Raw genomic sequence first — 20,121 nt, 5'->3', positions numbered from 1 at the left:
TCGACGTCTCTGACTCAGTTCAGACGCGCCTTACTTTTCCTTCTCGACACCTTCGGCGGCGCTCGCCGGGCTGGCGTTTTTCTTCTTCGTGTCGCGCATCGCCGCACCGGTGGTCATGCGGTTCGACTTGCGCGTCGCCATGTGCCGCGACTTCTTCATCTTCGACTTCGACATGGTCGGACGGGCCGGGATGGCCTTCGTATTGCCGCTGGTCGCCGCCGCGCCCTGCTCGGTCGGCGCCGGGGTCGACGCGTTCACGCCGGGGCCCGACGTGTTGTTCGGCGACGGCGAGCTCTGCGCAAGCGCGATAGCGGGAGCGGCCAGGAGCCCGGCCGCAAGAACGATACTGGTAAATTTCATGGGATTGCCTCTCTCCTGTTACGCGGGAAGACAACCCGATCTTGCGTTCCGCGTTCCGTATATTTGCGCGCGCAGCACTCTCGCTATCGTGACATTGGAACTCCAATGCTGGCCTCACCGGCCCGGCGGCATTAGCATTGGTTCCAACGATTCGGCGGCAGCGGGGTTCGCGGAATGAGCCGAATACTCGAGGACACGATCTACTACGCGACGGCGCCGATCCGGCTGTTCGGCCGCTCGCGTCTGTTCCGCATCGCCGTCCTGGTCCTCCTCGTTGCAGGCGGTGGCTTCGCGGCAACCCTGTGGGCGCTCGACCACTTTTTCCCTGTCGATACCGCGGCGCAGCGGGCGGTCGCCAAGCTGCCCAAACTACCGCCGCTGCCGCCGATCACGCGTACCTCCTACGTCATCGCCCCGGTCGCGGTGTCACTGACGGCGATCCGCCAGTCGCTCGACAACGCCGCGCCACGCGAGCTCGCCGGCAAGAACGACAACCCGGTGAGCAAAATGCTGTCGAAGGCCAATGTCGGCATCACCATTTCGCGCGGCACGATGAGCGTCACCGGCCGGCCGGGCGAACTGGACATCAACACGCCGCTCACCGGCTCGCTGCAGATCACCGGCCAACTGGCGACGCAGGCCGGCAACCTCACCAATTCGATCGCCGGCATCCTCGACTCCTCGCTCGGCAAGCAGATCGGCAATCTCACCGGCCAGGTGCTCGACCAGCATGCCGACCTGCGCGGCCAGGTCGTCGTGAAGTCGAAGCCGGCGATCACCGCCAAGTGGCGGTTGGAGCCCAACCTCTCGGCCCAGGTCGCGCTCGGCGACAGCGCGCTGTCGCTCGCCGGCATCAAGGTGAACATGGCGAGCGAGGCGCGGCCGCTGATCGACAAGGCGGTCAACGAGCAGGTCGCCAATCTGGAAACGCGCCTGCGCAACGATCCGACCATCGAGCGGGCCGCGCGCGAGCAGTGGGCGAAGATGTGCCGCTCGATCCCGCTCGGCGGCGGCACGACCGGTCTGCCGCAGCTCTATCTCGAAATGCGTCCCGTGCGCGCGGCGGCGGCGCAGCCGCAGATCGACGCGCGCGAGGTCACGCTGACCATCGGCGTGCAGACGGAGACGCGCATCGTCGCGACCGCGACCAAGCCCACCTGCCCGTTCCCGGCGCAGCTCGAACTTGTGCCGCCGATGCAGAACGGCAAGCTCTCCGTCGGCCTGCCGATCGACGTGCCGTTTACTGCGATCAACAAGATCCTCGAGGCGCAGCTCAAGGGCCGCACGTATCCCGAGGACAAGAATTCCGCGGTCGAGGTCAAGATCGAGCGCGCGAGCCTCGCCGCCGCCGGCGATCGCCTGCTGATCGCGCTGCACGTCAACGCGCACGAACGCAAGAGCTGGTTCCATTTCGGCGGCGCTGCCGACGTGTTGATCTGGGGCAGACCGGTGCTCGACCCGAAGAACCAGACGATGCGGCTGACCGACATCTCGCTCGCGGTCGACTCGCAGGCGATGTTGCTGAGCGCGGCGGCGCGCGCCGCCACGCCCTATCTCGAGCAGGCGCTCGCCGACAATGCGGTGATCGACCTCAAGCCGTTCGCCGCCGATGCGAAAACGAAGATCGCCGCCTCGCTCGCCGACTTCCAGAAGAACGACAACGGCGTGCGCGTCGATGCGGCGATCGACGATGTGCGTCTCACCGGCATCAGCTACGACCAGACGACCTTGCGCGTCATCGCCGAGGCCGACGGTAGCGCCCGCGTTTCGGTGACGCGCCTGCCGCAGTAAATGAACCGGCCGAGACAAGCCCGGCCGGTTGGTCTCTTACTTCCAGCCGGCTTCCCTGTCGCAGGCCTTGCGCTCGGCGACGTGGGTCTTCTCCCACTGCGTGATCGACTGGGTCTCGCTGTCGCTCATCTTGTTGTTCATGCAGGTGCAGTACTTGAGGACGACATTGGCGGCCGCATCGCCCTTGTTGTCCCGCACGCACTGATTGATCCATTTGACGTCGTCGGTCGTCGCCGCGCCGGCGGCGTTCGCCGTGATGAAAAATGCAGCCAGCAGCAAGAGCGTGGTCTTCATGGCTTCCCCCAAAGGTTTGACGGACGGGGACGAAAGCCCCCTCCGCGGTGTACAGAACAAGCTGTCTCGAAAGCCCTCAGTTAAATTTCAGCCCCGCCGCCTTGGCGATCTTGATGTTGAGCGCGATCTCGCGGCGGATCATCGCGTCCATCTCGGTCGGCGTCAGCGGCGCCGGCTCGACGCCCTGCACCGCCAGCTTCTTCTGCACGTCCGGCAGCGCCAGCGCCTTGGTCACCTCGGCATAAAGACGGTCGATGATCGGGCGCGGCGTCTTCGCCGGCGCGAGCATGCCGTTCCAGAAATTGTAGTCGGAGTCCTTGTAGCCCTCCTCCAGCGAGGTCGGGATATTCGGCAGCGACGGCGAGCGCTTCGGCGAGGTGATCACGAGCGGCAGCAGCTTGCCGTCCTTGATGAAGGGCAGCGTCGAGGCGGTGCCGATGCAGCACCAGTCGACGCGGCCGGCCATCACTTCGGTCAGCGCCTCCGGACCGCCCCGGAACGGCACGTGCACGCCCTTGAAGCCGGCGCTGACGCGGAAGCGTTCGGCCGCCCAGTGCGTCGCGCTGCCGACGCCCGCCGAAGCGTAGGTCATCTGCCCGCTCGCCTTCGCCTTGGCGACGAAATCCTGGATGGTCTTGATGCCCTTCGACGGCGACACGCAGAGGACGTTCGGCACGGTGCCGAAGCAGGCGATGCCTGAGAAATCGCCGGCCGGGTCGTAGGAGAGATGCGGATAGACCGCGGGCGCGCCGGTATGCGCCGCTGCGTTGACGAGCAGCGTGTAGCCGTCCGGGTCCGCCTTGGCCGCGAGCGCCGCACCGATGGTGCCGCCGGCGCCGCCGCGATTGTCGATGACGATGGTCTGGCCGATCTGATGCCCCACCGGATCGGCGACGATGCGGCCGACGATATCGATCGTCGAGCCGGCGCTGAACGGCACGATGGCATGGATGGCGCGCTCCGTCGGCCAGTCGGCGGCGAAGGCGGTGCGCGACAGCGCCGGCGTGGCGAGCGCGGCGGACGTCAACGACAGGAAGCGGCGGCGGCTGAAGGTCATCGTTTCTCCCCAAGGCTTATGCGCGCCGCGTTGACCGCGGCGGCGTTTTGGCGCGCCATCATGACACGCAATTCCGCCGGGGAAAGAGGCCTATCTCGGATTTGACAGGGCTTCGATGCCCCCAAAATTCCGCGCCGGCGCGGTGCGCGCGCACGGCTTACGGCGGCAACGGCGATGGTGTATCAAACGGCCTGCAACGGAAGGAATGCCCCATGCCCGACATCACGTTCGACCACGTCCATCTGCGCTCGCCCGATCCGGAAGCGACGGCGCGCTGGTTCGAGACCATGCTCGGCGCCGAGGTGATCCGCTCGATGCAGCAGGGCAAGCCGCGCATCGACCTCAAGCTCGGCGGCGCCAAGATCTTCATCGCCGAGGTCGCGCCGGGTGACGGCGTGAATGCGCCGCCGGTGACGCCCTATCAGGGCCTCGATCATTTCGGCCTGTCGGTGAAGGATATCGACAGCCTCGCCGCCGGGCTGAAGGCGAAGGGCGTCGAGTTCACCAAGGCACCGCACGTACAGCGGCCCGGCATCAAGGTGTGCTTCCTGCGCGGGCCGCAGGGCATCTCGATCGAGTTGCTCGAACGCGATCCGAAATTCGTCTGAGCGCGGTACTCTGCTGCAAGCGAGATCGCGGCGATTTGTCCGCGATCTCGCCACTTTTGCATTGGACAAAGCGGCGCCGCGGGCTTGCCATCGATGCGCGCCGCCCGCATGAATGCACCGGGGTCTCCAGGAGATTGTGGCATGCGCACGCTCGCTTTGGCGATCGGAACGACCCTCGCCATTGCGGCCGCGACCCTCACGACAGCGCAGGCAGCGGGACTGAGCGCCGACCTTCAGCGTGTTCTCAAATTGCTGGAACCTGTCGATCGCCTCGAACAGATCTGCGACTACACCGCGATGGTCCACGTTCGGAAGGACTCGCGGCATTTCCATCCTGACCGCGCCGTCGCCAGCGCGATGAAGAAGCCGAAGATCGGCCCCAACTCGATCGACGCCACGGGCGGCGCTTTCCGCAGCCGCGGACACTGGTACGCGATGTCCTACAGTTGCGTGGCAACGCCGGACCACATGCAGGTCACGACGTTCCGCCTCAGGATCGGCAACGAGATTCCCGAAGGGGAATGGGCGAAGCTGGGACTCTGGCAGTAGCGCCGCTCACGGCGTCAGCGCCGCCGCGGCGATCGCCACCGGGATCGTCAGCGCGACGCAGTTGAAGCCGAACATCCAGAACGCCGCCGCCGCGACGGCGCAGCCGACGGCAAAGCCGCAGAGATTGAGCAGCACGTGCCGGACGCGTGCGGCGACCTGCGGCGTGGCGCGGCGCTGCATGACGTCGACTATATCGATGGCGAACTGCGTGGCGTTGCCGGTCATGAAGGTGGTCGGCGGTACTTGCGGCAGGTGCGCGCGCTGCACGCCGTTCTGCACCGCCATGGCGGCGATCGCGGCCAAAGCGGTCGCCAGCGCGACAAGACTGTCCGGATCGGCGAAGGGCGCGTTGCGCGCGACCAGCGCGAGGAAGGCTGCGAGCAGCAATACTTCGACACCGAGCAGGATGCGCGCCGCCGGCCGGCCGCGGGCCTTCAGCGCGTGACCCACCAAATGCGTCAGCGCCACGATGACGATGAATTCCGGCACCGCGAGCATCTTGCTGAGCAGGCCGCGCGTGCCGAGCACGATGCTGGCGCAGAGCGTCGCCAGATTGCCGGTGATATGCGCGGCGAGCAGGCCCTTCAGGCCGAAGAAGCAGGCGACGTCGACGAACCCGCCGTTGAACGACAGCAGGGCCGAGAAGATCGGCAGGCGCGCGGCGCGCATGCCCCGCGGCTTAAGGCTGGTCCTTGATGTCGGTCTCCGGCCGGTCGCCGCCGGGCGCGGTCTCGACATGCCAGTGGCCGTTCTCGTCCTCGTATTCGATGACTTCGGTATGGCCCGGCTGCATCTGCTCGGCCGCCGCCACCTTGGCGGCATTGCGCGCCTGCGCGTGCGTGGGGAAGGCTTCCGAATAGACGCCGTTGACCCGGTACGCCCAGCCGCCATCGTGCTCGACGATCTGGTAAGTGAGGTGGACCATGGATGACCTGCGGTAAGTACGTTGCGGGACGTCAATCACAACGTAGCACGCCTGCTTCGGGTTTCGAGAGCCCGCCGGAGAGTTTCGCGGTGCGCACCCCGCATGCGAAAAGGCGCGGTCTTGGCTGCGCCCTTGCGCGTCGCTGCCGTTGCGCCAGGTCAAATGGCGCACATGGCGCTCTGGAGCTTGGCGCTCAGGGGCTAGCCGCGCGCAGGATGTCGATCAGCTTCCGGTCGCGCCATTTCTGCAAGTCGGCGATGCTGCGCGTACCCGCCTCCTCGGCGACGCCGGCGACGATCGTCTGCTGCACCTCGGGAGTCAGCCGGGGCGCGCCGAGATCGTCCATCCAGCTCTGCACCGCCGGGCCAATGTGCGACATGAAATGCGCCATGCCGCCCTCGCCGCCGGCGAGATGGAAGGTCAGATGCGGCCCCATCAGCGCCCAGCGCAGGCCGGGGCCGTAGGCGACCGCGGCGTCGGCATCGGCCACCGAGACGACACCCTCGGCGACCAGATGGATCGCCTCGCGCCACAGCGCCGCCTGCAGGCGGTTGGCGACGTGGCCGCGCACTTCCTTTTTGATGTGGATCGGATGCTTGCCGACGCTGCGGTAGAATGCCATGGCCGCATCGATCGCCTGCGGCGAGGTCCGGTCGCCGCCGACCACCTCGACCAGCGGAATGAGATGCGGCGGATTGAACGGATGGCCGATAACGCAGCGCTCGGGACGGCGGCATTTGGCGGTGATCCGGCTGATGAGGAGCCCGGACGAGCTCGACGCAATCACGGTGTCGGGCGGCGCGGCGGCATCGATCGTCGCAAAGAGATCGACCTTTGCCTCCTCGCGCTCCGGCCCGCTCTCCTGCACGAAGGCGGCGCCGTCGGCGGCGGCGGTTGGATCCTTGTGGAAGCGGAAGCGTGACGGGCTCGCGCCCGGCGCCACCCAGCCGAGCGTCTCCAGCGTCGGCCAGGCATTGTCGATGAACCGGCGGGCGAAGGCCTCGCCTTGCGGCGACGGATCGCTCGCCGCGACGTCATGACCGCGGGCCAGGAACAGGGCGGCCCAGCTCGCGCCGATCGTCCCAGCCCCGATGACGGCGATATGGTGCGGCATGGTGTGCATCCGTGCGTCGGTTGTGCTGCGCAGATGCTAGGAGGTTTGACGCACGGCGAGAAGCCTCAGCCGCCGCTCAGCCCGCGCAGCTTCCAGGTGTCCAGCATCTCCTGCACCTCGTCGAGCGTCAGGTCCGTTTCGCGTTCGGGCCGCGACAGATCGGCCGTGCGCGTCAGCGTGAAGCGCTCGCCGGATTTCTCCATGCGGAACTGCATGCGCTCCGCGAGATCGCGCAGATGCGTTTCGCGCTCGCTGTCCGTCACGCCCGCCATGATCAGGTTCCTCCGGCTCTCCGGACACAACAGGCCACGGAGGCATGCGGTTCCGACGCCGTTCAATTGAGCCGGACCACTGCGGCATTGAGCGTTGTCGCGAAGCCGACCCAGACCGCGTACGGGAGGAAGAGGAGCGCGGCCGTAAGGTCGATCGGCCAGCTCAGGGCAATGAAGGCGATGATCGCCGCCAGGAGCCCGGCGACGATCGCGAGTGCAACGGCCGGGCGGCGTAGGCCGAAGAAGACCGGCGACCAGAGGAAGTTGAGCGCCAGCGCCGCGATCCAGACCGCCATCGCCGCCTCGCCCCCCGGAGTGCCGAAGACGCGGGCGCCGGCGATGGCGATCAACACGTAGAGGATCGTCCACACCGGGGCGAAGACCCAGTCCGGCGGATTGAACGCCGGCTTGCGCAGGCCCGCGTACCAAGCGTCCGGCCGCGCGAGGTAGCCGATGGCGAGGCCGCCGCCCACTGTCACAACAAGGAAAACCACGATCAATAGAATGCCCATGCCCGATCCGTTTGCCGTCTGCTGGCGCCGGGTCGACAACTCCGACCCCACTATCGACGGTTCCGCCGACGATACGCTACTGTCCCCGGCCATGAGAATCGCCCGCCTGCCGCTGGTCCTGCTGCCCTTCGTCGCGATCGGCATCGCGGCGCTGCTGGCGCTGGGGGCGACGATGGTGCACGAGGCGGAACTGCGCGGCGCCTATCAGGTCTGGCAGGAGAACGAGACCTTCGCCGCCGCGGCGCTCGCCCTGCTGGCGGCGCTGCACGCCGCCCGTCCGGTTTATCTGCAGGTGCGCGCACAGTCGGTGCAGGCGGCGCTCGACCTCCTGCACCGCATCGAGGCCGACACCGAGGCCTGCATCGACGCCCGCAAGCGGCTCTTCCATGTGCGCCGCGCGGCGGTCAACCTCGCCGCCGCGGTCAACGGCCATGCGGTGAGCCAGGGTACCGCGACGCAGGAGCTCAAGGATGCCATCACCGAATTCCTGACGATCTCGCCGCGCGACCTGCGTGCCTTGGGCGATCGGCCGACGATCACCACCGACGACCAAATGAAGATCCATTCGATGAGTTTCGTGCTAAGCATCGCGCAGCAGGTCGCCTCCGAGATCCAGGCGCAGGCGCGCGGCGACGTCATCGCCACCGACGTCGTCGAGCGCGAACGCGCCTTCCTCGATACCAAGCTCGCCGGCCTGTTCAGCCTGTCGTCCGAGATCGCAGAGGATCTCGAGCGGCAGGAGGACGAAATGCGCGCGCGGGCGCAGCAGTTGCGTGACGCCGCGGATTCTTTCTGAGGCAACCCAAGGAGAAGACTATGAAATCGTTTTGCCGTGCTGCCATGATCGCGCTCGCCGCCCTGTTCGGCGTCGGCTTCGCAAGTGCCGCCCATGCCGACAGCGGCACCATCAGCATCCGCATCGTCAAGGCCGGCTTCGTGATCGGCGGCTCGGCCGGCAGCGGCGTGCTGCACTTCCACGGCCATAACTATCCGCTGTCCATCGGCGGCCTGAGCTACGGCTTCACCTTCGGCGCGTCGGAGACGCGCTTTCACGGGCGCGTCACCAACATCCATCGCCCGTCCGACGTCGCCGGTGTCTATGCGCAGGGCGGCGCCGGCGCGGCGGTTGGACGCGGCGCGCAGGCGGTGGTGCTGACCAACCAGCGCGGCGCCGTGCTGACGCTGACCGGCGAGCAGACGGGCGTCATCGTCAGCCTCGACCTGAGCGGGCTGGCGCTGTCGCTGAAATAGGCCGCGCACGCTTCACGACGGACGGCCGGGCCTCGCGCCCGGCCGTTTTGTTTTTAACGTCGCCATCGTCCAGAGGAACGAGGTTGAATCGCCCAGCCGGACCGCCGCTTTCGCGGGGGTGAGCGGAGATTTGACCGGACGCCGCATGACGCAAATGCAATCTCGCCGGCGGCAACAAAAAACGCCGCGCGCGTGTTAGCCTGCCGCGCCTGCCCTCGCCCGAGACTGCAATGGATTCCTCCAACTACCAGTATCTGCCGCTGACGCCCGGCTTCTTCTCGATCCTGGTCGTCATCTTCCTCATCATGCTGGTGCTGGTGCAACTCGACCTGTTGCGCCTCGCCTACATACGGCTCGGCATCAGCCCCGGCATGGCGTTGGTGCTGCTCGCCGCCTCGCTCATCGGCAGCTATTTCAACGTGCCGGTGGCGCAGATTCCCGGCCATCGTGTGGTGACGCCGGAGGTGATCGAGTTCTTCGGCATGCAATACCAGGTGCCGGTGCTGATGCAGCGGCCGGGCACGATGATCGCGGTCAATATCGGCGGCGCGGCGATCCCGATCGCGATGTCGCTGTATCTGCTGGTGCGTTACGAATTGTGGGCGAAGGGCCTTGTCGGCGTGGCGATCGTCGCCACCATCATGCACTGGCTGGCGACGCCGGTGCCGGGCCTCGGCGTCGCAGTGCCGGTGATCTGGCCGGTGATCGTCACCACGATTGTCGCCGTCGTGCTGGCGCGCGACCGCGCCGCGCCGCTCGCTTACGTCGCCGGCTCGCTCGGCACTTTGATCGGCGCCGATCTGCTGAACCTGTCGAATATCGGCGCGCTCGGCGCGCCGATCGCCTCGATCGGCGGTGCCGGCACCTTCGACGGTATCTTCCTGACCGGCATCGCCGCCGTGCTGCTCGCCGGCTTCTTCGGCCCGCCGGCGCGGCCGCCGGGACCGTGGACGGCGTAGGTTTTCACGTGCGGCGCATCGGCCAGTCGATGACGCCGACACAGAACAACGCCCACCAGGCGAGCACCGGCTGCAGCGCCAGCCGCGGCCCGTGGTACCACCACGAATCCGGGATTGGCGGCACGACGATGTGCGCGATGGCCTGATGGATGTTCGCCGGCCAGACCGCGAGGATATAGAGCGCCAGCGCCACGCCGGCCACGCGGCGCGTCTGCGGCAGCATCAGGCCGATGGCGCCGGCGAGCTCGAGCCAGCCGGTGGTCAGCACGACGGCGCGCGGGACCGGCACCCAATCGGGGGTGATCGACACCAGCGCGTCGACCGCCGTCATGTGCAGCACGAAGCCGCCGGCGAAGAAAGCGACTATGACGAGGCGGAGAACGGTGCGGAGGCTCGCGATGCGTGCGGCGGTCATGCCTATGATACGCCACACGCGGCGTTTTGGATGCACCGACCGCGGCCGCTCACGGGAAATAGATGTCCGCCTCCAGCCAGTAGCTGAGCGCGGTGGTGATGCCGAGCGTGACCACCAGGATCCACGACGGCAGCATATAGCGGCCGAGCTCGTGCCAGTGTTTGCCGCGCGCGGTGAGCATCGTACCGCCGAGCACGGCGACGATGGCGATGTCGATCCACAGCCAGGCGCCGACCGGCATGCCGCGATGCCAGGTGATGCCGGTCCAGACGATGTCGATCGCCATCAGCACCAGCACCGCGCCGTAGAAGTGCCGCCAGTGCTTCGGCGCCAGCGCCCGCGACATCACGTAGAAGCAGGCGGCCTCGAGGATGTACATGGTGCCGTCGAAGATGAGATAGCGCGGGCGGAAGGCCGGCGCCGTCGGCGCGTTGAGGTAGGTGAGATAGAGATACTGGCTCATGCTCTGGAAGAACGGAAAGAACACGAACAGGAAGGCGAGCAGCGCCGGCAGCCGGTCCCACAGAATCGGCGAGTCCTCGTGGCCGGAGACGAACAGCTTGAGCGCCTCGCCGAGCGCCAGCGCGAAGATGATGGTGATCGCGCCCTGCATGAAATCGACGGTGTGCGCGACGTTGCCGCTGATGTGCTCCATGCGGTCCCCCGAATGATCTGGCTTTTGACGTGCGTTGGCCCGGCGGATGCTAATCCGCGGAGCCGGGGGGTGTCATGAGGGCGGCCTACAAATTGACGCGCTGCCGTGCTATCGATCCCGCATGGCACGAACACCCTTCCGCGACAGCCGCAGCGAAGCCGAGAAGGCTTTCAAGGCGGCGACCACCAAGCCCGCCGACCTGCCGCCGCCGGCGCCGTCCATTCCCGGCGCGAAAGAACAGGTGACGTTGCGCATCGACCGCGAGGTGCTGGATTTTTTCCAGGCCGACGGCCCCGGCTGGCAGGACCGCATCAACGCGGCGCTCAGGAAGGTCGCGGGGAAGTAAAGCGGGCGCGCCCTGCTTTGCCTTGCGGCCTGTTCGCGCCTAAATTGGCGAGGCTGGGCAAAAGGGACGTCCGATGAAGATCAAGGTTGTCGTGCACGAGGCCGAGGAAGGCGGGTTCTGGGCGGAAGTCCCGGCCATTCCCGGATGCGCCAGCCAGGGCGAGACCATGGACGAGCTCCTGAGCAATATTCAGGAAGCGATCGAGGGCTGCCTGCTTCGCTCATCCGGGCGCCGCTTGCTGTAAATCCCGCATGGCACGAACACCCTTCCGCGATTCCCGCAGCGAAGCTGAGAAGGCTTTCAAGGCGGCCACTTGCCGCCCGCTCCGCCGTCCATTGCCGGCGCGAAAGAGCAGGTGACGTTGCGCATCGACCGCGACGTGCTGGGTTTTTTCCAGGCCGACGGCCCGGGCTGGCAGGAGCGGATCAATGCGGCGCTCAGGAAGGTGGGTGGGAAGTAGTGGGCAAGAGCAGAGCTATACACTCTGGCCACAACCGCGCTAAGCGAGACCAGCCAATTTTACGATCAAGTGCGAAATCTCCCAGATGGCACTACCTGCAAGTATGACCTCACCAGCTTCGCGAATTCGCGAGGTTACTTTATGCAGCTTATCCGGAGTCGGATCCGCTTTAGCCTCTTGAACATACTTTAGAACTTCCGCAGTCAGGGGATCATCCAATTTCGCTGAATGGAGTTCTCTTTCGAGTTTCGAAAGTTCGGATTGGATGGCCTCTGTCGTCTGGGCACTGTAGTGGTTGTTGGTCGTCCCCGTATTCACCGCATCTCCTCCAAAAGAGACCGCGCCACCTTGGATCGTACCTGAAACGTTAAAGGTATTATTCGTCACGTTGGTTACTCCTCCAAATAAGTCACCTGTAAGGTCGGCTCTTTTCAATTGACCGTAGAGTTTCCCACCAGCCGCCGCCGCCTCCATTCGTGTGCGGAATGCCGAATCGGCGGGCTCTTTTTCGTAGATTTCTAAAGCCATTGCCTCATAGCTTGGGCAGTTATCGGCTTGGCGGATCATGTGGTCCATAAGTAGTTGCCTAGTCTCCGTGTCTGGCTCGGCGACAAACCAGTTGAGGACCAAAGCTTCTAGGCCATCGAAATAAGTTTCTTTGAGGCCGCGCGCCAGCCCCGCTCTGGCTTCGACGCTTGGATCTCGGGTGCCAAGTTCAACGTATTCAAAATTTCGCTCCGCGTCCTCTGGACTCATCGCGATCAAACGGAAAACCCAGCTTCGAACGTTTGCGGGCTGGTCTTCTACAAGCCTTATATCAATGCCTAAATCGGAGAGGCTCAAAGAAGGATTTTCCGTAACAGCCCATATAGTGTATTGAACTACGATATTGTCGTGATGGCTCCCAAGCGCTTTGACGAGTTCAGTGTTTTCAAAACGCGGATGCATCATGTTTTGCGGAGCTCTGTCGAGCCCAACCACGACAAGTGCGAGTTTTAACAGGTCAGGTGAAGCTGTTTCAACGTTGATTGGTAAGGCTGAGAGGTCAAGCTTGTTTGCGTCGACATGCTGAAGAGCTGCGAGCGTTGTCATTTGCTCGTCGAAGCTCAGCTTTTTTAGAATGCGGGAAGCCTTCGGACTCATTCGAAAGATTGCTGCAATCGCTGCGGCGCTGGTCTGAGGTTCTTGCTGATACTGCTGCAAAGTGTGCATGATTGCCTCCATGCACTGAGGCTCACGTCCTAGCCTTGCAAGGGTATTAAGCGCCCAGCGGCGAGCTTTTTCATCGCCGCCCTGCGTATACAGCAAGCCGACGACCGATTGTTCGACACCCGGCAATTGGCTTGGGTGAACTCGATAGCCATCTCTGTAGTGCTTGCAGATTTCCTGCAGTGCTTTCTTAGTGCGCGCAGGGTCCCCGGTCTCAATTTGAGACTTGAGATACTCTACGACCGCGCCTTTCAGTACTCGCACTATCGGTTTCAAAATCTGGCCCCCCGGCCATATGCGACCTATAGTGTGCTAATAGCACCAGTCTCGACCATGGGTCGAAATCGCTTACGTCATTAACAGGTTTGGACGCATCGAGCCAACCGAGATCGTTGAGTGCCAAGCGACGCCTCAAAGGTTCGAACCAGCCGGGGCACTCGAAATCTATGACGGCCAACAGGTCGCTTGAACTGCTCCCTTTTGCCGCCCAAATGAAATAGCTGAGGCGGGCGTTCAACTGTTCGTCGACGGGGCTTTCAGGAATGTCTAAATCAATCTTTGTCGCGCTGACGCCCGCTTCAACAATTCCAAGCGTGCCGAGATTGAAAAGAGTCTGATCGTCTATGTTAACAAACGTCGAGAAGCCAATTGAGCGGTGTGACATAAATGTATCTCGATCGTCTCTATATCGGCCTAAACGATAAGAGAGAAGGTCGCAGCCTCGGTAAACGCAAACGAACGAACGCACAAACACTAGCTTTTCACTTTTATTGCGCGGGTCGTCGTATTGATATTTATCCGAAGCAAGAGCGGCAAAAATTGTTTGCGGATCAATGGGAGTGTCTTGCTCCGCAATTTCCTTCAGGAGGTCGTACTCCAAAGCGAGGGCCGGTCCACGAACAAGCTCCCGAACCCTGCGCCGCGCTGGAAACTCGGATCGGAACTCGGTAGGGACGCTTCTATCCGTAAGGAACTTACGAAGAAAGAAGCGGCCCGGCTCGGTTCGAAAGAATAGGCTATGCTCGCGCCGCTCTACGATGTCTTCGGAGATTCTCGCTTGCAGAGTCTTATGTTGCGTCTTTCCATGCAAGTGAGTTGGGACGAGAGATCGTCGGTAAGCGGTTTCCAGAATCGCCTTCGGGCTCAACGGCCGACGTTCTCCCTCCAGAACTTCGATCGCGATTTTTAAGTAAGCGTCCATGGTGGGTTCCGCCGCGGTCAAGCGGTACCGCTTGACCGATTCTTTATAATACAACCTAGGGAAGCGTCTTTACAACGCCCTATTACTCTCCTTCACCAGCCCCGCATTCTTCGCGTGGTGCTCGGCCTCGGACTCCAGCGCCGTGGTCTTCGGCGCCTTGATCTTCTCCGCATCGACATAGACCTGCTGGCCCATGGCGTTGAACTTGTCCGACATCTCCTTCATGCCGGCCTCCGCCACCTTGGCGTCCAGCCCCAGCGCCGCCTTCTCGTTGTCGCCGAGGCTCGCCGCGTAATCGCGCACGTCCTGCGTGATCTTCATCGAGCAGAACTTCGGGCCGCACATCGAGCAGAAGTGCGCCACCTTGTGCGCGTCCTTGGGCAGCGTCTCGTCGTGATAGGCGCGCGCGGTGTCGGGATCGAGACCGAGGTTGAACTGGTCCTCCCAGCGGAAGTCGAAGCGCGCGCGGCTGAGCGCGTCGTCGCGGAGCTGCGCCGCCGGATGACCCTTGGCGAGGTCGGCCGCGTGCGCGGCGATCTTGTAGGTGATGACGCCTTCCTTGACGTCGTCGCGGTCGGGCAGGCCGAGATGCTCCTTCGGCGTCACGTAGCAGAGCATGGCGCAGCCGAACCAGCCGATCATGGCGGCGCCGATGCCGGAGGTGATGTGGTCGTAGCCCGGCGCGATGTCGGTGGTCAGCGGCCCGAGCGTGTAGAACGGCGCCTCGCCGCACTCCTTGAGCTGCTTGTCCATGTTGATCTTGATCTTGTGCATCGGCACGTGGCCGGGGCCCTCGATCATGACCTGGCAGCCCTTCTTCCAGGCGATCTGCGTCAGCTCGCCGAGCGTCTCGAGCTCGGCGAACTGCGCGCGGTCGTTGGCGTCGGCGATCGAGCCGGGGCGCAGGCCGTCGCCGAGCGAGAACGACACGTCGTATTTGCGCATGAGGTCGCAGATCTCGTCGAAGCGCTCGTAGAGGAAGCTCTCCTTGTGCCGCGACAGGCACCACTTGGCCATGATCGAGCCGCCGCGCGAGACGATGCCGGTGACGCGGTTGGCGGTCAGCGGCACGTAAGCGAGCCGCACGCCGGCGTGGATGGTGAAGTAGTCGACGCCCTGCTCGCACTGCTCGATCAGCGTGTCCTTGTAGACCTCCCAGTCGAGCTTGACCGGATCGCCGTCGACCTTCTCCAGCGCCTGGTAGATCGGCACGGTGCCGATCGGCACCGGCGAGTTGCGCAGGATCCATTCGCGCGTGTTGTGGATGTTGCGGCCGGTGGACAGGTCCATCACCGTGTCGGCGCCCCAGCGGATCGCCCACACCATCTTCTCGACTTCCTCTTCCACGGAGGAGGTGACCGCCGAGTTGCCGATATTGGCGTTGATCTTCACCAGGAAGTTGCGGCCGATGATCATCGGCTCGAGCTCCGCGTGGTTGATGTTGCAGGGGATGATCGCCCTGCCCCGCGCGATCTCGTCGCGCACGAATTCCGGCGTGATGAACGCCGGCACCGACGCGCCGAAGCTTTCACCGTCGGCCAGCGCGGCCGGGGCGCGGTCGAGCATCTTCGCGCGGCCGAGGTTCTCGCGCTCGGCGACGTAGATCATCTCCTTGGTGACGATGCCGCGTTTGGCGAACTCGTATTGCGTGATGGGCGCGTCGCCAACGCCGCGGAACGGCTTCGGCGTGTTCGGGAAGTTGCGCGCCAGGTGCTTGCCCGAGACGTTGCCGTTGTCGACCGGCTTGATCGGGCGGCCGTCATATTCCTCGACGCCGCCGCGCTCCTTGACCCATGCGATGCGGGCGCGCTTGAGGCCGCGCTCGACGTCGATCGCGACATTGTCGTCGGTGTAGGGGCCGGTGGTGTCGTAGACCGGCAGCGGCGGCTCGCCCGCGCCGTCCGAGATCTTGATCTCGCGATGCGGCACCTTCAGGTCGGGCGCGGCCGCGGGCGAGGAGTGAACCTTGCGCGAGGCAGGCAGCGGCCCGGTCGTGACCTTCGGCGTGACCAGATCGGCGGACGTGACGGGCTTGTTCATGGTGTTCTCCTTCGGATTTCTATTTAGGCCGCGCGGGTGGCGGAATCGAGGGCGAGCCAGGCGCGCACGCGCGCGTCGGGATCGGCGTTCTGGGTGACGTCGGAGACGACGGCGATCGAGTCGGCGCCGGCGGCGTAGACGCCGGCAGCGCGTTCCAAAGTGATGCCGCCGATGGCGACCAGCGGCACGACGCCGATCGCCTTCTTCCACTCGGTGATGCGGTCGAGCCCCTGCGGGCCGAAGCGCATGGCTTTCAACGTGGTCGGATAGATCGGCCCGAGCGCGATGTAGTCGGGATCGTGGCTCATGGCGATGCCAAGCTCGTCTTCGTCGTGCGTCGACAGGCCGAGCGTGAGCCCGGCGCGGCGCACGGCGTCGATGTCGGCATCGACCAGGTCCTCCTGGCCGAGATGCACGTGGCTCGCGCCGGCATCGATCGCCGCCTGCCAATAGTCGTTGACGACGAGCTTCGCATTGCCCGCGGCGGCGAGCGCCTCGCGCACCAGCGCCACCGCCTGTGCGTGCGTCAGGTCCTTGGCGCGCAACTGGATGGTGCCGACGCCGAGCCGCGCCAGGCGCGCGACCCAGGCGACGCTGTCGACCACCGGATAGAAGCGATCAGGATACGGCATGCCAGAACGGGGTCCCGACGACGGGGGTTGAGGGAGAAGCGAAATCGCGCGGGCCCATCAGGCCGGCGTCGTGACCGGCGCGGCCGGCCTCGACCGCGAGACGGAAGGCCGTTGCCATCTGCACCGGATCGGCGGCCTTGGCGATGGCGGTGTTGAGCAGCACCGCGTCGTAGCCGAGCTCCAGCGCTTCGGCCGCGTGCGAGGGGGCGCCGAGGCCGGCGTCGACGACGAGCGTGACGTCGGGGAGCCGCGCGCGCATCAGCGCCAGCGCGTCGCGGTTGACGATGCCGCGCGCCGAGCCGATCGGCGCCGCCCACGGCATGATCACCTGACAGCCGAGATCGCGCAGGCGCTGCGCCACCGTCAGGTCCTCGGTGCAATAGGGAAACACCTCGAAGCCGTCCTTCATCAGGATGGCGGCGGCTTCGACGAGGCCGATGGGGTCCGGCTGCAAGGTCTCGTCGTCGCCGATGACTTCCAGTTTGATCCACGGCGTGCCGAACAGTTCGCGCGCCAGTTCGGCGGTGGTGACCGCTTCCTGCACCGAGCGGCAGCCGGCGGTGTTCGGCAGCACGGTGACGTCGAGCGCGCGGATCAGCTCCCAGAACTGGGTGCCGGTGCGGCCGCCCGCCGTCTCGCGGCGCAGCGCCACGGTGACGATTCCGGCGCCCGAGGCGCGGATCGCCTGCTGCATGATCGCCGGCGACGGATAGAGCGCCGTGCCGACCATCAGGCGGGAGGAGAATTGCTTGCCGTAGAAGTCGACCACGCTTTGCTAGCCTCCCTGCCGCGGGGTGATGATCTCGATGCGGTCGCCGGCGGCGAGCGTCGTGTCGGCCCAGCGGCCGCGCGGCACGACGCGCCGGTTGACCGCGATCGCCACCTGCGTGAATGGAAAGTCCATTTCCGACAGCAGCGCCTTAAGATCGGTGGCGGCCACCTCGGCGCCCTCGCCGTTGACGATCACGCGCATCGCACGACCTCCGCGTCGGTGCGGCCCCCGACCACGTGCGCGACGGTCGCCTCGGCGAGCGCCGGCGCCACCAGGAAACCGTGGCGGTAGAGGCCGTTGACGGCGATGCGCGCATTGTCGGTGACGGTGACGCGCGGCAAGTTGTCGGGAAAGGCGGGGCGTAAGCCCGCGCCGAATTCGATAATGCGCGCCTCGCCGAAGGCCGGGTGCACGGCGTAGGCGGCGCTTAAGAGTTCCAGCGCCGAGCGCACGCTGACGCCGGTGTCGTCGCTTTCGATGGAGGTGGCGCCGATGAGGAAGCGGTTGTCGGCGCGCGGGATGATGTAGAGCGACCAGCGCGGGTGCACGAGGCGGACCGGGCGCGCGAGCGCGATCTCGGTGGTTTCGATGAGCACGGTCTCGCCCTTGACGCCCCGCAGGTCGGGAGCGGTGTCGCGCGCGGCGATACCGCGGCAGTCGATGGTGAGGCCGTCGAGGTCGCGGGCGTTCGGTTCGCTGCCGAACACAATGGCGACGCCGGCGTCGCACAAGCACGCATGCAGTGCAGGGAGCACGCGCCGCGGCTCGACGTGGCCTTCGTCGGGAAAGAACAGGGCATCGGAGAAACGACCGGCGAGATGCGGCTCGAGCCGGGCGATCTCCGCACCGCCGACGCGTTCATGACCGAGGGTCATGTTTCCGAACCGCTCGAAATCGGCCCGGTCCCGCGCATGCGCCACGACAAGCGAGCCATTGAACGGCGTGTCGGGCAGCGCCGCGCGCCAGAGATCGAGGGAGCGCAGGCCGAGACGCGTAATGACCGGCTCGCCCGCTTCGCTTTCGCAGTGCGGCGCGAGCATGCCGCCGGCCCAGTGGCTGGTCGCCTGCGTCATGGCGGCGCTATCGCGCTCATGCAGCGTGACGCGGCAGCCGGCCTTGGTGAACATCAAGGCCTGCCATGTGCCGGCAATGCCGGCGCCGACGACATTGACGGTCTCGGGAATCGCCGTACGGGCGTGATTTTGCTGCATCTTCCGTCCCTTCGCCGGCATGACCCGGATCAGGTTCAAAGGGTGTTTCTCAGCCCCTGCGGGGCACCCCTCGGAACGTTCCGTAATCTAGGCCGCCATCCGCCCCTGTCAATGCATGCGCCGGAACAGCCGGCGACGGATTTGTGACGGTCGTCGGACTGTCCACCGGCCCTCGCGGCATGTGCGGATAAGTCCCGGTAGAACCTCACCGCGCCGTCGCAATTTTGCTACACGGGGAATCGGGAGCAACGTGGACGAGGAGCATGGCGCGCAAGCCCATCCAGGCAGCCGGCGGAATCGTGGTGCGCGGGGGCGCACGTGCGCTGTTCGCCGTCGTGCAGCGGTCGAAGGATGATCGCTGGGTGCTGCCGCGCGGCAAGCTCAAGGTGACCGAACGCCCGATGGTGGCGGCGCGTCGCGAAGTGTTCGAGGAGACCGGCCATCGCGTGCAGGTCGGCCAGTTCCTCGGCGCCATCACTTATCGCGCGCAGGGCCGGCCGAAGCTGGTGCAGTTCTGGCACATGCACGCCGCCGCCAATCCGAGCCGCGACCTCATGCGCGACATCAGCGCGGTGGCCTGGCTGCCGCTCGGCCAGGCGGTGAAGCGGCTGAGCTATCCTCTGGAGAAGCTGTTCCTCGAGAGCGTCGGCCGCGCGCTCAAGCGCCGGCATGACGCGCGGCGCAAGGCGGCCAAGCCGCGCGCGGGCGGAAAGTCCAGATCCGGACGGCGCAAGGCGCCACGCTGACTCTATCAATTTGCGACTGCAAATTCGGCGCGTGCACAGTGCACACGGCGCAACCGGTGCCGCATTTACGCCGCAAGTCTCACAAAAGTTTAATCTCGCTGCGAGCGCGGAAACCCTTCCGAAACGCCTCGTTCACGCGCCGTTCAGCGCGAAAATCGGAACCTTGCCTCCACCACAGAGTTGTCGCTGCGACGTGTAGCGCAGGGAATATCGAGGCGAGCCGTTGATTGCATACGGCTCCTGGAGCGACCTTAAGGAGGTGCGCATGACGAAGTTGATCAAGACCTTGACCGCGATTGCTGCGGCCGGCGCGCTGAGCGCGGCCGTTCTGGTGACCCCGACGGAGCCGGCGCAGGCGCGCGGCGGCGCCGTCGCCGCCGGCATCATTGGCGGCCTCGCGGCCGGCGCCATCATCGGCGGCGCGGCGGCGAACTCCGGTTACGGCCCCGGTTATTACTATGGCCCGGGCCCGGTCTATTACGGGCCCCACTGCTGGTGGCACCGCGAACGTTTCTGGGACGGCTGGGGCTGGCGTATCCGCCGCGTGCGCGTCTGTAACTGATACCTAACATAATACCCGTCTTGGTTTGAGACAGGGGCCCGGTCCGGCGACGGATCGGGCCTTTCCTTTGATGCTTCTTTCATGTCGATTGCGGAACCGGCACCAAATTTCCGCCAAAGTGGGCGGGCCACCTTCCCGTCCGTCGGAACCGGACCTATGGTTCCGCGTCCGCGACCGGCG

General features: G+C 65.4%; 26 protein-coding genes, 2 pseudogenes and 1 riboswitch. Of the genes and pseudogenes, 11 read left to right on the top strand and 17 right to left on the bottom strand.

Going from position 1 to position 20,121, the window contains the following annotated elements:
• Nucleotides 1-30: 30 nt before the first annotated feature.
• On the bottom strand, nt 31-360 hold the full coding sequence (locus VGV41_RS16605) for a hypothetical protein (RefSeq protein ID WP_326865037.1): 330 nt from the start codon (nt 358-360) through the stop codon (nt 31-33).
• Nucleotides 361-534: 174 nt separating this feature from the next.
• On the opposite strand from VGV41_RS16605, the gene VGV41_RS16600 reads away from it, so the two are divergent.
• A complete protein-coding gene (locus tag VGV41_RS16600; RefSeq protein WP_326865035.1) occupies nt 535-2,151 on the top strand; it encodes a DUF4403 family protein in 1,617 nt (538 codons plus the stop codon).
• A 36-nt stretch (nt 2,152-2,187) separates the two neighbouring features.
• On the opposite strand, the gene VGV41_RS16595 is transcribed toward VGV41_RS16600, so the two are convergent.
• Both VGV41_RS16595 and VGV41_RS16590 read right to left on the bottom strand, forming a co-directional pair.
• On the bottom strand, nt 2,188-2,445 hold the full coding sequence (locus VGV41_RS16595) for a hypothetical protein (RefSeq protein ID WP_326865033.1): 258 nt from the start codon (nt 2,443-2,445) through the stop codon (nt 2,188-2,190).
• A 76-nt stretch (nt 2,446-2,521) separates the two neighbouring features.
• On the bottom strand, nt 2,522-3,502 hold the full coding sequence (locus VGV41_RS16590) for a Bug family tripartite tricarboxylate transporter substrate binding protein (RefSeq protein ID WP_326865032.1): 981 nt from the start codon (nt 3,500-3,502) through the stop codon (nt 2,522-2,524).
• Nucleotides 3,503-3,714: 212 nt separating this feature from the next.
• Here VGV41_RS16590 and VGV41_RS16585 point away from each other — a divergent pair, with 212 nt between their 5' ends.
• Both VGV41_RS16585 and VGV41_RS16580 read left to right on the top strand, forming a co-directional pair.
• Nucleotides 3,715-4,110 (top strand): VOC family protein, encoded by a 396-nt coding sequence (locus tag VGV41_RS16585; protein ID WP_326865031.1) that lies wholly within the window; start codon nt 3,715-3,717, stop codon nt 4,108-4,110.
• 141 nt (nt 4,111-4,251) lie between these two features.
• Nucleotides 4,252-4,659 (top strand): DUF930 domain-containing protein, encoded by a 408-nt coding sequence (locus VGV41_RS16580; protein WP_326865030.1) that lies wholly within the window; start codon nt 4,252-4,254, stop codon nt 4,657-4,659.
• Nucleotides 4,660-4,665: 6 nt separating this feature from the next.
• Here VGV41_RS16580 and VGV41_RS16575 read toward each other — a convergent pair whose 3' ends face one another.
• From VGV41_RS16575 to VGV41_RS16555, 5 genes are all read right to left on the bottom strand, one after another.
• On the bottom strand, nt 4,666-5,328 hold the full coding sequence (locus tag VGV41_RS16575) for a YoaK family protein (protein ID WP_326865029.1): 663 nt from the start codon (nt 5,326-5,328) through the stop codon (nt 4,666-4,668).
• 10 nt (nt 5,329-5,338) lie between these two features.
• Complete coding sequence (locus tag VGV41_RS16570) at nt 5,339-5,584, bottom strand: hypothetical protein (protein WP_326865028.1); 246 nt, start codon at nt 5,582-5,584, stop codon at nt 5,339-5,341.
• 193 nt (nt 5,585-5,777) lie between these two features.
• Nucleotides 5,778-6,698 carry a 3-hydroxyacyl-CoA dehydrogenase NAD-binding domain-containing protein gene (locus VGV41_RS16565; protein ID WP_326865026.1) on the bottom strand — a complete coding sequence of 307 codons (921 nt, stop codon included), beginning with the start codon at nt 6,696-6,698 and terminating at the stop codon, nt 5,778-5,780.
• Nucleotides 6,699-6,763: 65 nt separating this feature from the next.
• Nucleotides 6,764-6,970 carry a hypothetical protein gene (locus VGV41_RS16560; RefSeq protein ID WP_326865025.1) on the bottom strand — a complete coding sequence of 69 codons (207 nt, stop codon included), beginning with the start codon at nt 6,968-6,970 and terminating at the stop codon, nt 6,764-6,766.
• A gap of 62 nt (nt 6,971-7,032) precedes the next feature.
• Nucleotides 7,033-7,482, bottom strand: a complete 450-nt coding sequence (locus VGV41_RS16555) for a TspO/MBR family protein (protein ID WP_326865024.1) — start codon at nt 7,480-7,482, stop codon at nt 7,033-7,035.
• Between VGV41_RS16555 and VGV41_RS16550 the strand changes: the two genes are divergently transcribed.
• The 3 genes from VGV41_RS16550 (at nt 7,475) to VGV41_RS16540 (ending at nt 9,692) form a co-directional block, all read left to right on the top strand.
• On the top strand, nt 7,475-8,278 hold the full coding sequence (locus VGV41_RS16550; RefSeq protein ID WP_326865023.1) for a hypothetical protein: 804 nt from the start codon (nt 7,475-7,477) through the stop codon (nt 8,276-8,278). The genes VGV41_RS16555 and VGV41_RS16550 overlap by 8 nt on opposite strands.
• 20 nt (nt 8,279-8,298) lie before the next feature.
• Complete coding sequence (locus VGV41_RS16545; RefSeq protein WP_326865022.1) at nt 8,299-8,733, top strand: hypothetical protein; 435 nt, start codon at nt 8,299-8,301, stop codon at nt 8,731-8,733.
• A gap of 230 nt (nt 8,734-8,963) precedes the next feature.
• Nucleotides 8,964-9,692, top strand: a complete 729-nt coding sequence (locus VGV41_RS16540) for a DUF1614 domain-containing protein (RefSeq protein WP_326865021.1) — start codon at nt 8,964-8,966, stop codon at nt 9,690-9,692.
• A gap of 4 nt (nt 9,693-9,696) precedes the next feature.
• On the opposite strand, the gene VGV41_RS16535 is transcribed toward VGV41_RS16540, so the two are convergent.
• Both VGV41_RS16535 and VGV41_RS16530 read right to left on the bottom strand, forming a co-directional pair.
• On the bottom strand, nt 9,697-10,107 hold the full coding sequence (locus tag VGV41_RS16535; RefSeq protein WP_326865020.1) for a DoxX family protein: 411 nt from the start codon (nt 10,105-10,107) through the stop codon (nt 9,697-9,699).
• A gap of 49 nt (nt 10,108-10,156) precedes the next feature.
• Nucleotides 10,157-10,762, bottom strand: coding sequence for a hypothetical protein (locus tag VGV41_RS16530; RefSeq protein ID WP_326865018.1), 606 nt, complete (start codon nt 10,760-10,762; stop codon nt 10,157-10,159).
• A 121-nt stretch (nt 10,763-10,883) separates the two neighbouring features.
• Here VGV41_RS16530 and VGV41_RS16525 point away from each other — a divergent pair, with 121 nt between their 5' ends.
• The 3 genes and pseudogenes from VGV41_RS16525 to VGV41_RS16515 all read left to right on the top strand — a co-directional run bounded on the left by VGV41_RS16525 (nt 10,884) and on the right by VGV41_RS16515 (nt 11,568).
• Complete coding sequence (locus tag VGV41_RS16525; RefSeq protein ID WP_326865017.1) at nt 10,884-11,108, top strand: BrnA antitoxin family protein; 225 nt, start codon at nt 10,884-10,886, stop codon at nt 11,106-11,108.
• Nucleotides 11,109-11,181: 73 nt separating this feature from the next.
• Nucleotides 11,182-11,352, top strand: a complete 171-nt coding sequence (locus tag VGV41_RS16520) for a type II toxin-antitoxin system HicB family antitoxin (RefSeq protein ID WP_326865016.1) — start codon at nt 11,182-11,184, stop codon at nt 11,350-11,352.
• A gap of 7 nt (nt 11,353-11,359) precedes the next feature.
• Nucleotides 11,360-11,568: pseudogene (locus tag VGV41_RS16515) on the top strand (BrnA antitoxin family protein).
• A 39-nt stretch (nt 11,569-11,607) separates the two neighbouring features.
• On the opposite strand, the gene VGV41_RS16510 reads toward VGV41_RS16515, so the two are convergent.
• The 7 genes and pseudogenes from VGV41_RS16510 to VGV41_RS16480 all read right to left on the bottom strand — a co-directional run bounded on the left by VGV41_RS16510 (nt 11,608) and on the right by VGV41_RS16480 (nt 18,633).
• Nucleotides 11,608-13,041: a hypothetical protein gene (locus VGV41_RS16510; RefSeq protein WP_326865015.1), complete on the bottom strand. Its 1,434-nt coding sequence runs from the start codon at nt 13,039-13,041 to the stop codon at nt 11,608-11,610.
• The gene (locus VGV41_RS16505) at nt 12,992-13,978 is read right to left on the bottom strand and encodes a winged helix-turn-helix domain-containing protein (RefSeq protein ID WP_326865014.1); all 987 of its coding nucleotides are present in this window, start codon (nt 13,976-13,978) and stop codon (nt 12,992-12,994) included. Before VGV41_RS16505 ends, VGV41_RS16510 begins: the two co-directional genes overlap by 50 nt.
• A gap of 156 nt (nt 13,979-14,134) precedes the next feature.
• Nucleotides 14,135-16,018 (bottom strand): annotated as a pseudogene (thiC, locus tag VGV41_RS16500) (phosphomethylpyrimidine synthase ThiC); the annotation flags it as partial.
• A gap of 23 nt (nt 16,019-16,041) precedes the next feature.
• A complete protein-coding gene (locus VGV41_RS16495) occupies nt 16,042-16,650 on the bottom strand; it encodes a thiamine phosphate synthase (RefSeq protein WP_326865013.1) in 609 nt (202 codons plus the stop codon).
• A complete protein-coding gene (locus tag VGV41_RS16490) occupies nt 16,637-17,419 on the bottom strand; it encodes a thiazole synthase (protein ID WP_326865012.1) in 783 nt (260 codons plus the stop codon). The genes VGV41_RS16495 and VGV41_RS16490 overlap by 14 nt, the downstream gene beginning before the upstream one ends.
• A 6-nt stretch (nt 17,420-17,425) precedes the next feature.
• Nucleotides 17,426-17,623, bottom strand: a complete 198-nt coding sequence (gene thiS / locus VGV41_RS16485; protein ID WP_326865011.1) for a sulfur carrier protein ThiS — start codon at nt 17,621-17,623, stop codon at nt 17,426-17,428.
• Nucleotides 17,614-18,633: an FAD-dependent oxidoreductase gene (locus VGV41_RS16480; RefSeq protein WP_326865010.1), complete on the bottom strand. Its 1,020-nt coding sequence runs from the start codon at nt 18,631-18,633 to the stop codon at nt 17,614-17,616. Before VGV41_RS16480 ends, thiS begins: the two co-directional genes overlap by 10 nt.
• Nucleotides 18,623-18,714, bottom strand: a riboswitch (TPP riboswitch). (Overlaps the previous gene by 11 nt.)
• Nucleotides 18,715-18,896: 182 nt before the next feature.
• On the opposite strand from VGV41_RS16480, the gene VGV41_RS16475 reads away from it, so the two are divergent.
• Nucleotides 18,897-19,379, top strand: a complete 483-nt coding sequence (locus VGV41_RS16475; protein ID WP_326865009.1) for an NUDIX hydrolase — start codon at nt 18,897-18,899, stop codon at nt 19,377-19,379.
• A 265-nt stretch (nt 19,380-19,644) separates the two neighbouring features.
• A complete protein-coding gene (locus VGV41_RS16470; protein WP_414705133.1) occupies nt 19,645-19,941 on the top strand; it encodes a hypothetical protein in 297 nt (98 codons plus the stop codon).
• Nucleotides 19,942-20,121 lie beyond the last annotated feature (180 nt).

Source organism: Pseudolabrys sp. (genome assembly GCF_035943735.1).
Classification (GTDB): domain Bacteria; phylum Pseudomonadota; class Alphaproteobacteria; order Rhizobiales; family Xanthobacteraceae; genus Pseudolabrys.
Note: the sequence above shows the minus strand (reverse complement) of the source record. Positions and strands in the feature narration are given on the sequence as shown.

Coding starts and splice junctions, on each gene's coding strand:
- VGV41_RS16475 (WP_326865009.1), top strand. CDS start 18,897: ATGGCGCGCAAGCCCATCCAGGCAGCCGGCGGAATCGTGGTGCGCGGG.
- VGV41_RS16590 (WP_326865032.1), bottom strand. CDS start 3,502: ATGACCTTCAGCCGCCGCCGCTTCCTGTCGTTGACGTCCGCCGCGCTC.
- VGV41_RS16575 (WP_326865029.1), bottom strand. CDS start 5,328: ATGCGCGCCGCGCGCCTGCCGATCTTCTCGGCCCTGCTGTCGTTCAAC.
- VGV41_RS16595 (WP_326865033.1), bottom strand. CDS start 2,445: ATGAAGACCACGCTCTTGCTGCTGGCTGCATTTTTCATCACGGCGAAC.
- VGV41_RS16470 (WP_414705133.1), top strand. CDS start 19,645: ATGACGAAGTTGATCAAGACCTTGACCGCGATTGCTGCGGCCGGCGCG.
- VGV41_RS16525 (WP_326865017.1), top strand. CDS start 10,884: ATGGCACGAACACCCTTCCGCGACAGCCGCAGCGAAGCCGAGAAGGCT.
- VGV41_RS16565 (WP_326865026.1), bottom strand. CDS start 6,698: ATGCCGCACCATATCGCCGTCATCGGGGCTGGGACGATCGGCGCGAGC.
- VGV41_RS16560 (WP_326865025.1), bottom strand. CDS start 6,970: ATGGCGGGCGTGACGGACAGCGAGCGCGAAACGCATCTGCGCGATCTC.
- VGV41_RS16580 (WP_326865030.1), top strand. CDS start 4,252: ATGCGCACGCTCGCTTTGGCGATCGGAACGACCCTCGCCATTGCGGCC.
- VGV41_RS16600 (WP_326865035.1), top strand. CDS start 535: ATGAGCCGAATACTCGAGGACACGATCTACTACGCGACGGCGCCGATC.
- VGV41_RS16540 (WP_326865021.1), top strand. CDS start 8,964: ATGGATTCCTCCAACTACCAGTATCTGCCGCTGACGCCCGGCTTCTTC.
- VGV41_RS16530 (WP_326865018.1), bottom strand. CDS start 10,762: ATGGAGCACATCAGCGGCAACGTCGCGCACACCGTCGATTTCATGCAG.
- VGV41_RS16550 (WP_326865023.1), top strand. CDS start 7,475: ATGCCCATGCCCGATCCGTTTGCCGTCTGCTGGCGCCGGGTCGACAAC.
- VGV41_RS16570 (WP_326865028.1), bottom strand. CDS start 5,584: ATGGTCCACCTCACTTACCAGATCGTCGAGCACGATGGCGGCTGGGCG.
- VGV41_RS16520 (WP_326865016.1), top strand. CDS start 11,182: ATGAAGATCAAGGTTGTCGTGCACGAGGCCGAGGAAGGCGGGTTCTGG.
- VGV41_RS16535 (WP_326865020.1), bottom strand. CDS start 10,107: ATGACCGCCGCACGCATCGCGAGCCTCCGCACCGTTCTCCGCCTCGTC.
- VGV41_RS16555 (WP_326865024.1), bottom strand. CDS start 7,482: ATGGGCATTCTATTGATCGTGGTTTTCCTTGTTGTGACAGTGGGCGGC.
- VGV41_RS16605 (WP_326865037.1), bottom strand. CDS start 360: ATGAAATTTACCAGTATCGTTCTTGCGGCCGGGCTCCTGGCCGCTCCC.
- VGV41_RS16585 (WP_326865031.1), top strand. CDS start 3,715: ATGCCCGACATCACGTTCGACCACGTCCATCTGCGCTCGCCCGATCCG.
- thiS (WP_326865011.1), bottom strand. CDS start 17,623: ATGCGCGTGATCGTCAACGGCGAGGGCGCCGAGGTGGCCGCCACCGAT.
- VGV41_RS16505 (WP_326865014.1), bottom strand. CDS start 13,978: ATGGACGCTTACTTAAAAATCGCGATCGAAGTTCTGGAGGGAGAACGT.
- VGV41_RS16480 (WP_326865010.1), bottom strand. CDS start 18,633: ATGCAGCAAAATCACGCCCGTACGGCGATTCCCGAGACCGTCAATGTC.
- VGV41_RS16495 (WP_326865013.1), bottom strand. CDS start 16,650: ATGCCGTATCCTGATCGCTTCTATCCGGTGGTCGACAGCGTCGCCTGG.
- VGV41_RS16545 (WP_326865022.1), top strand. CDS start 8,299: ATGAAATCGTTTTGCCGTGCTGCCATGATCGCGCTCGCCGCCCTGTTC.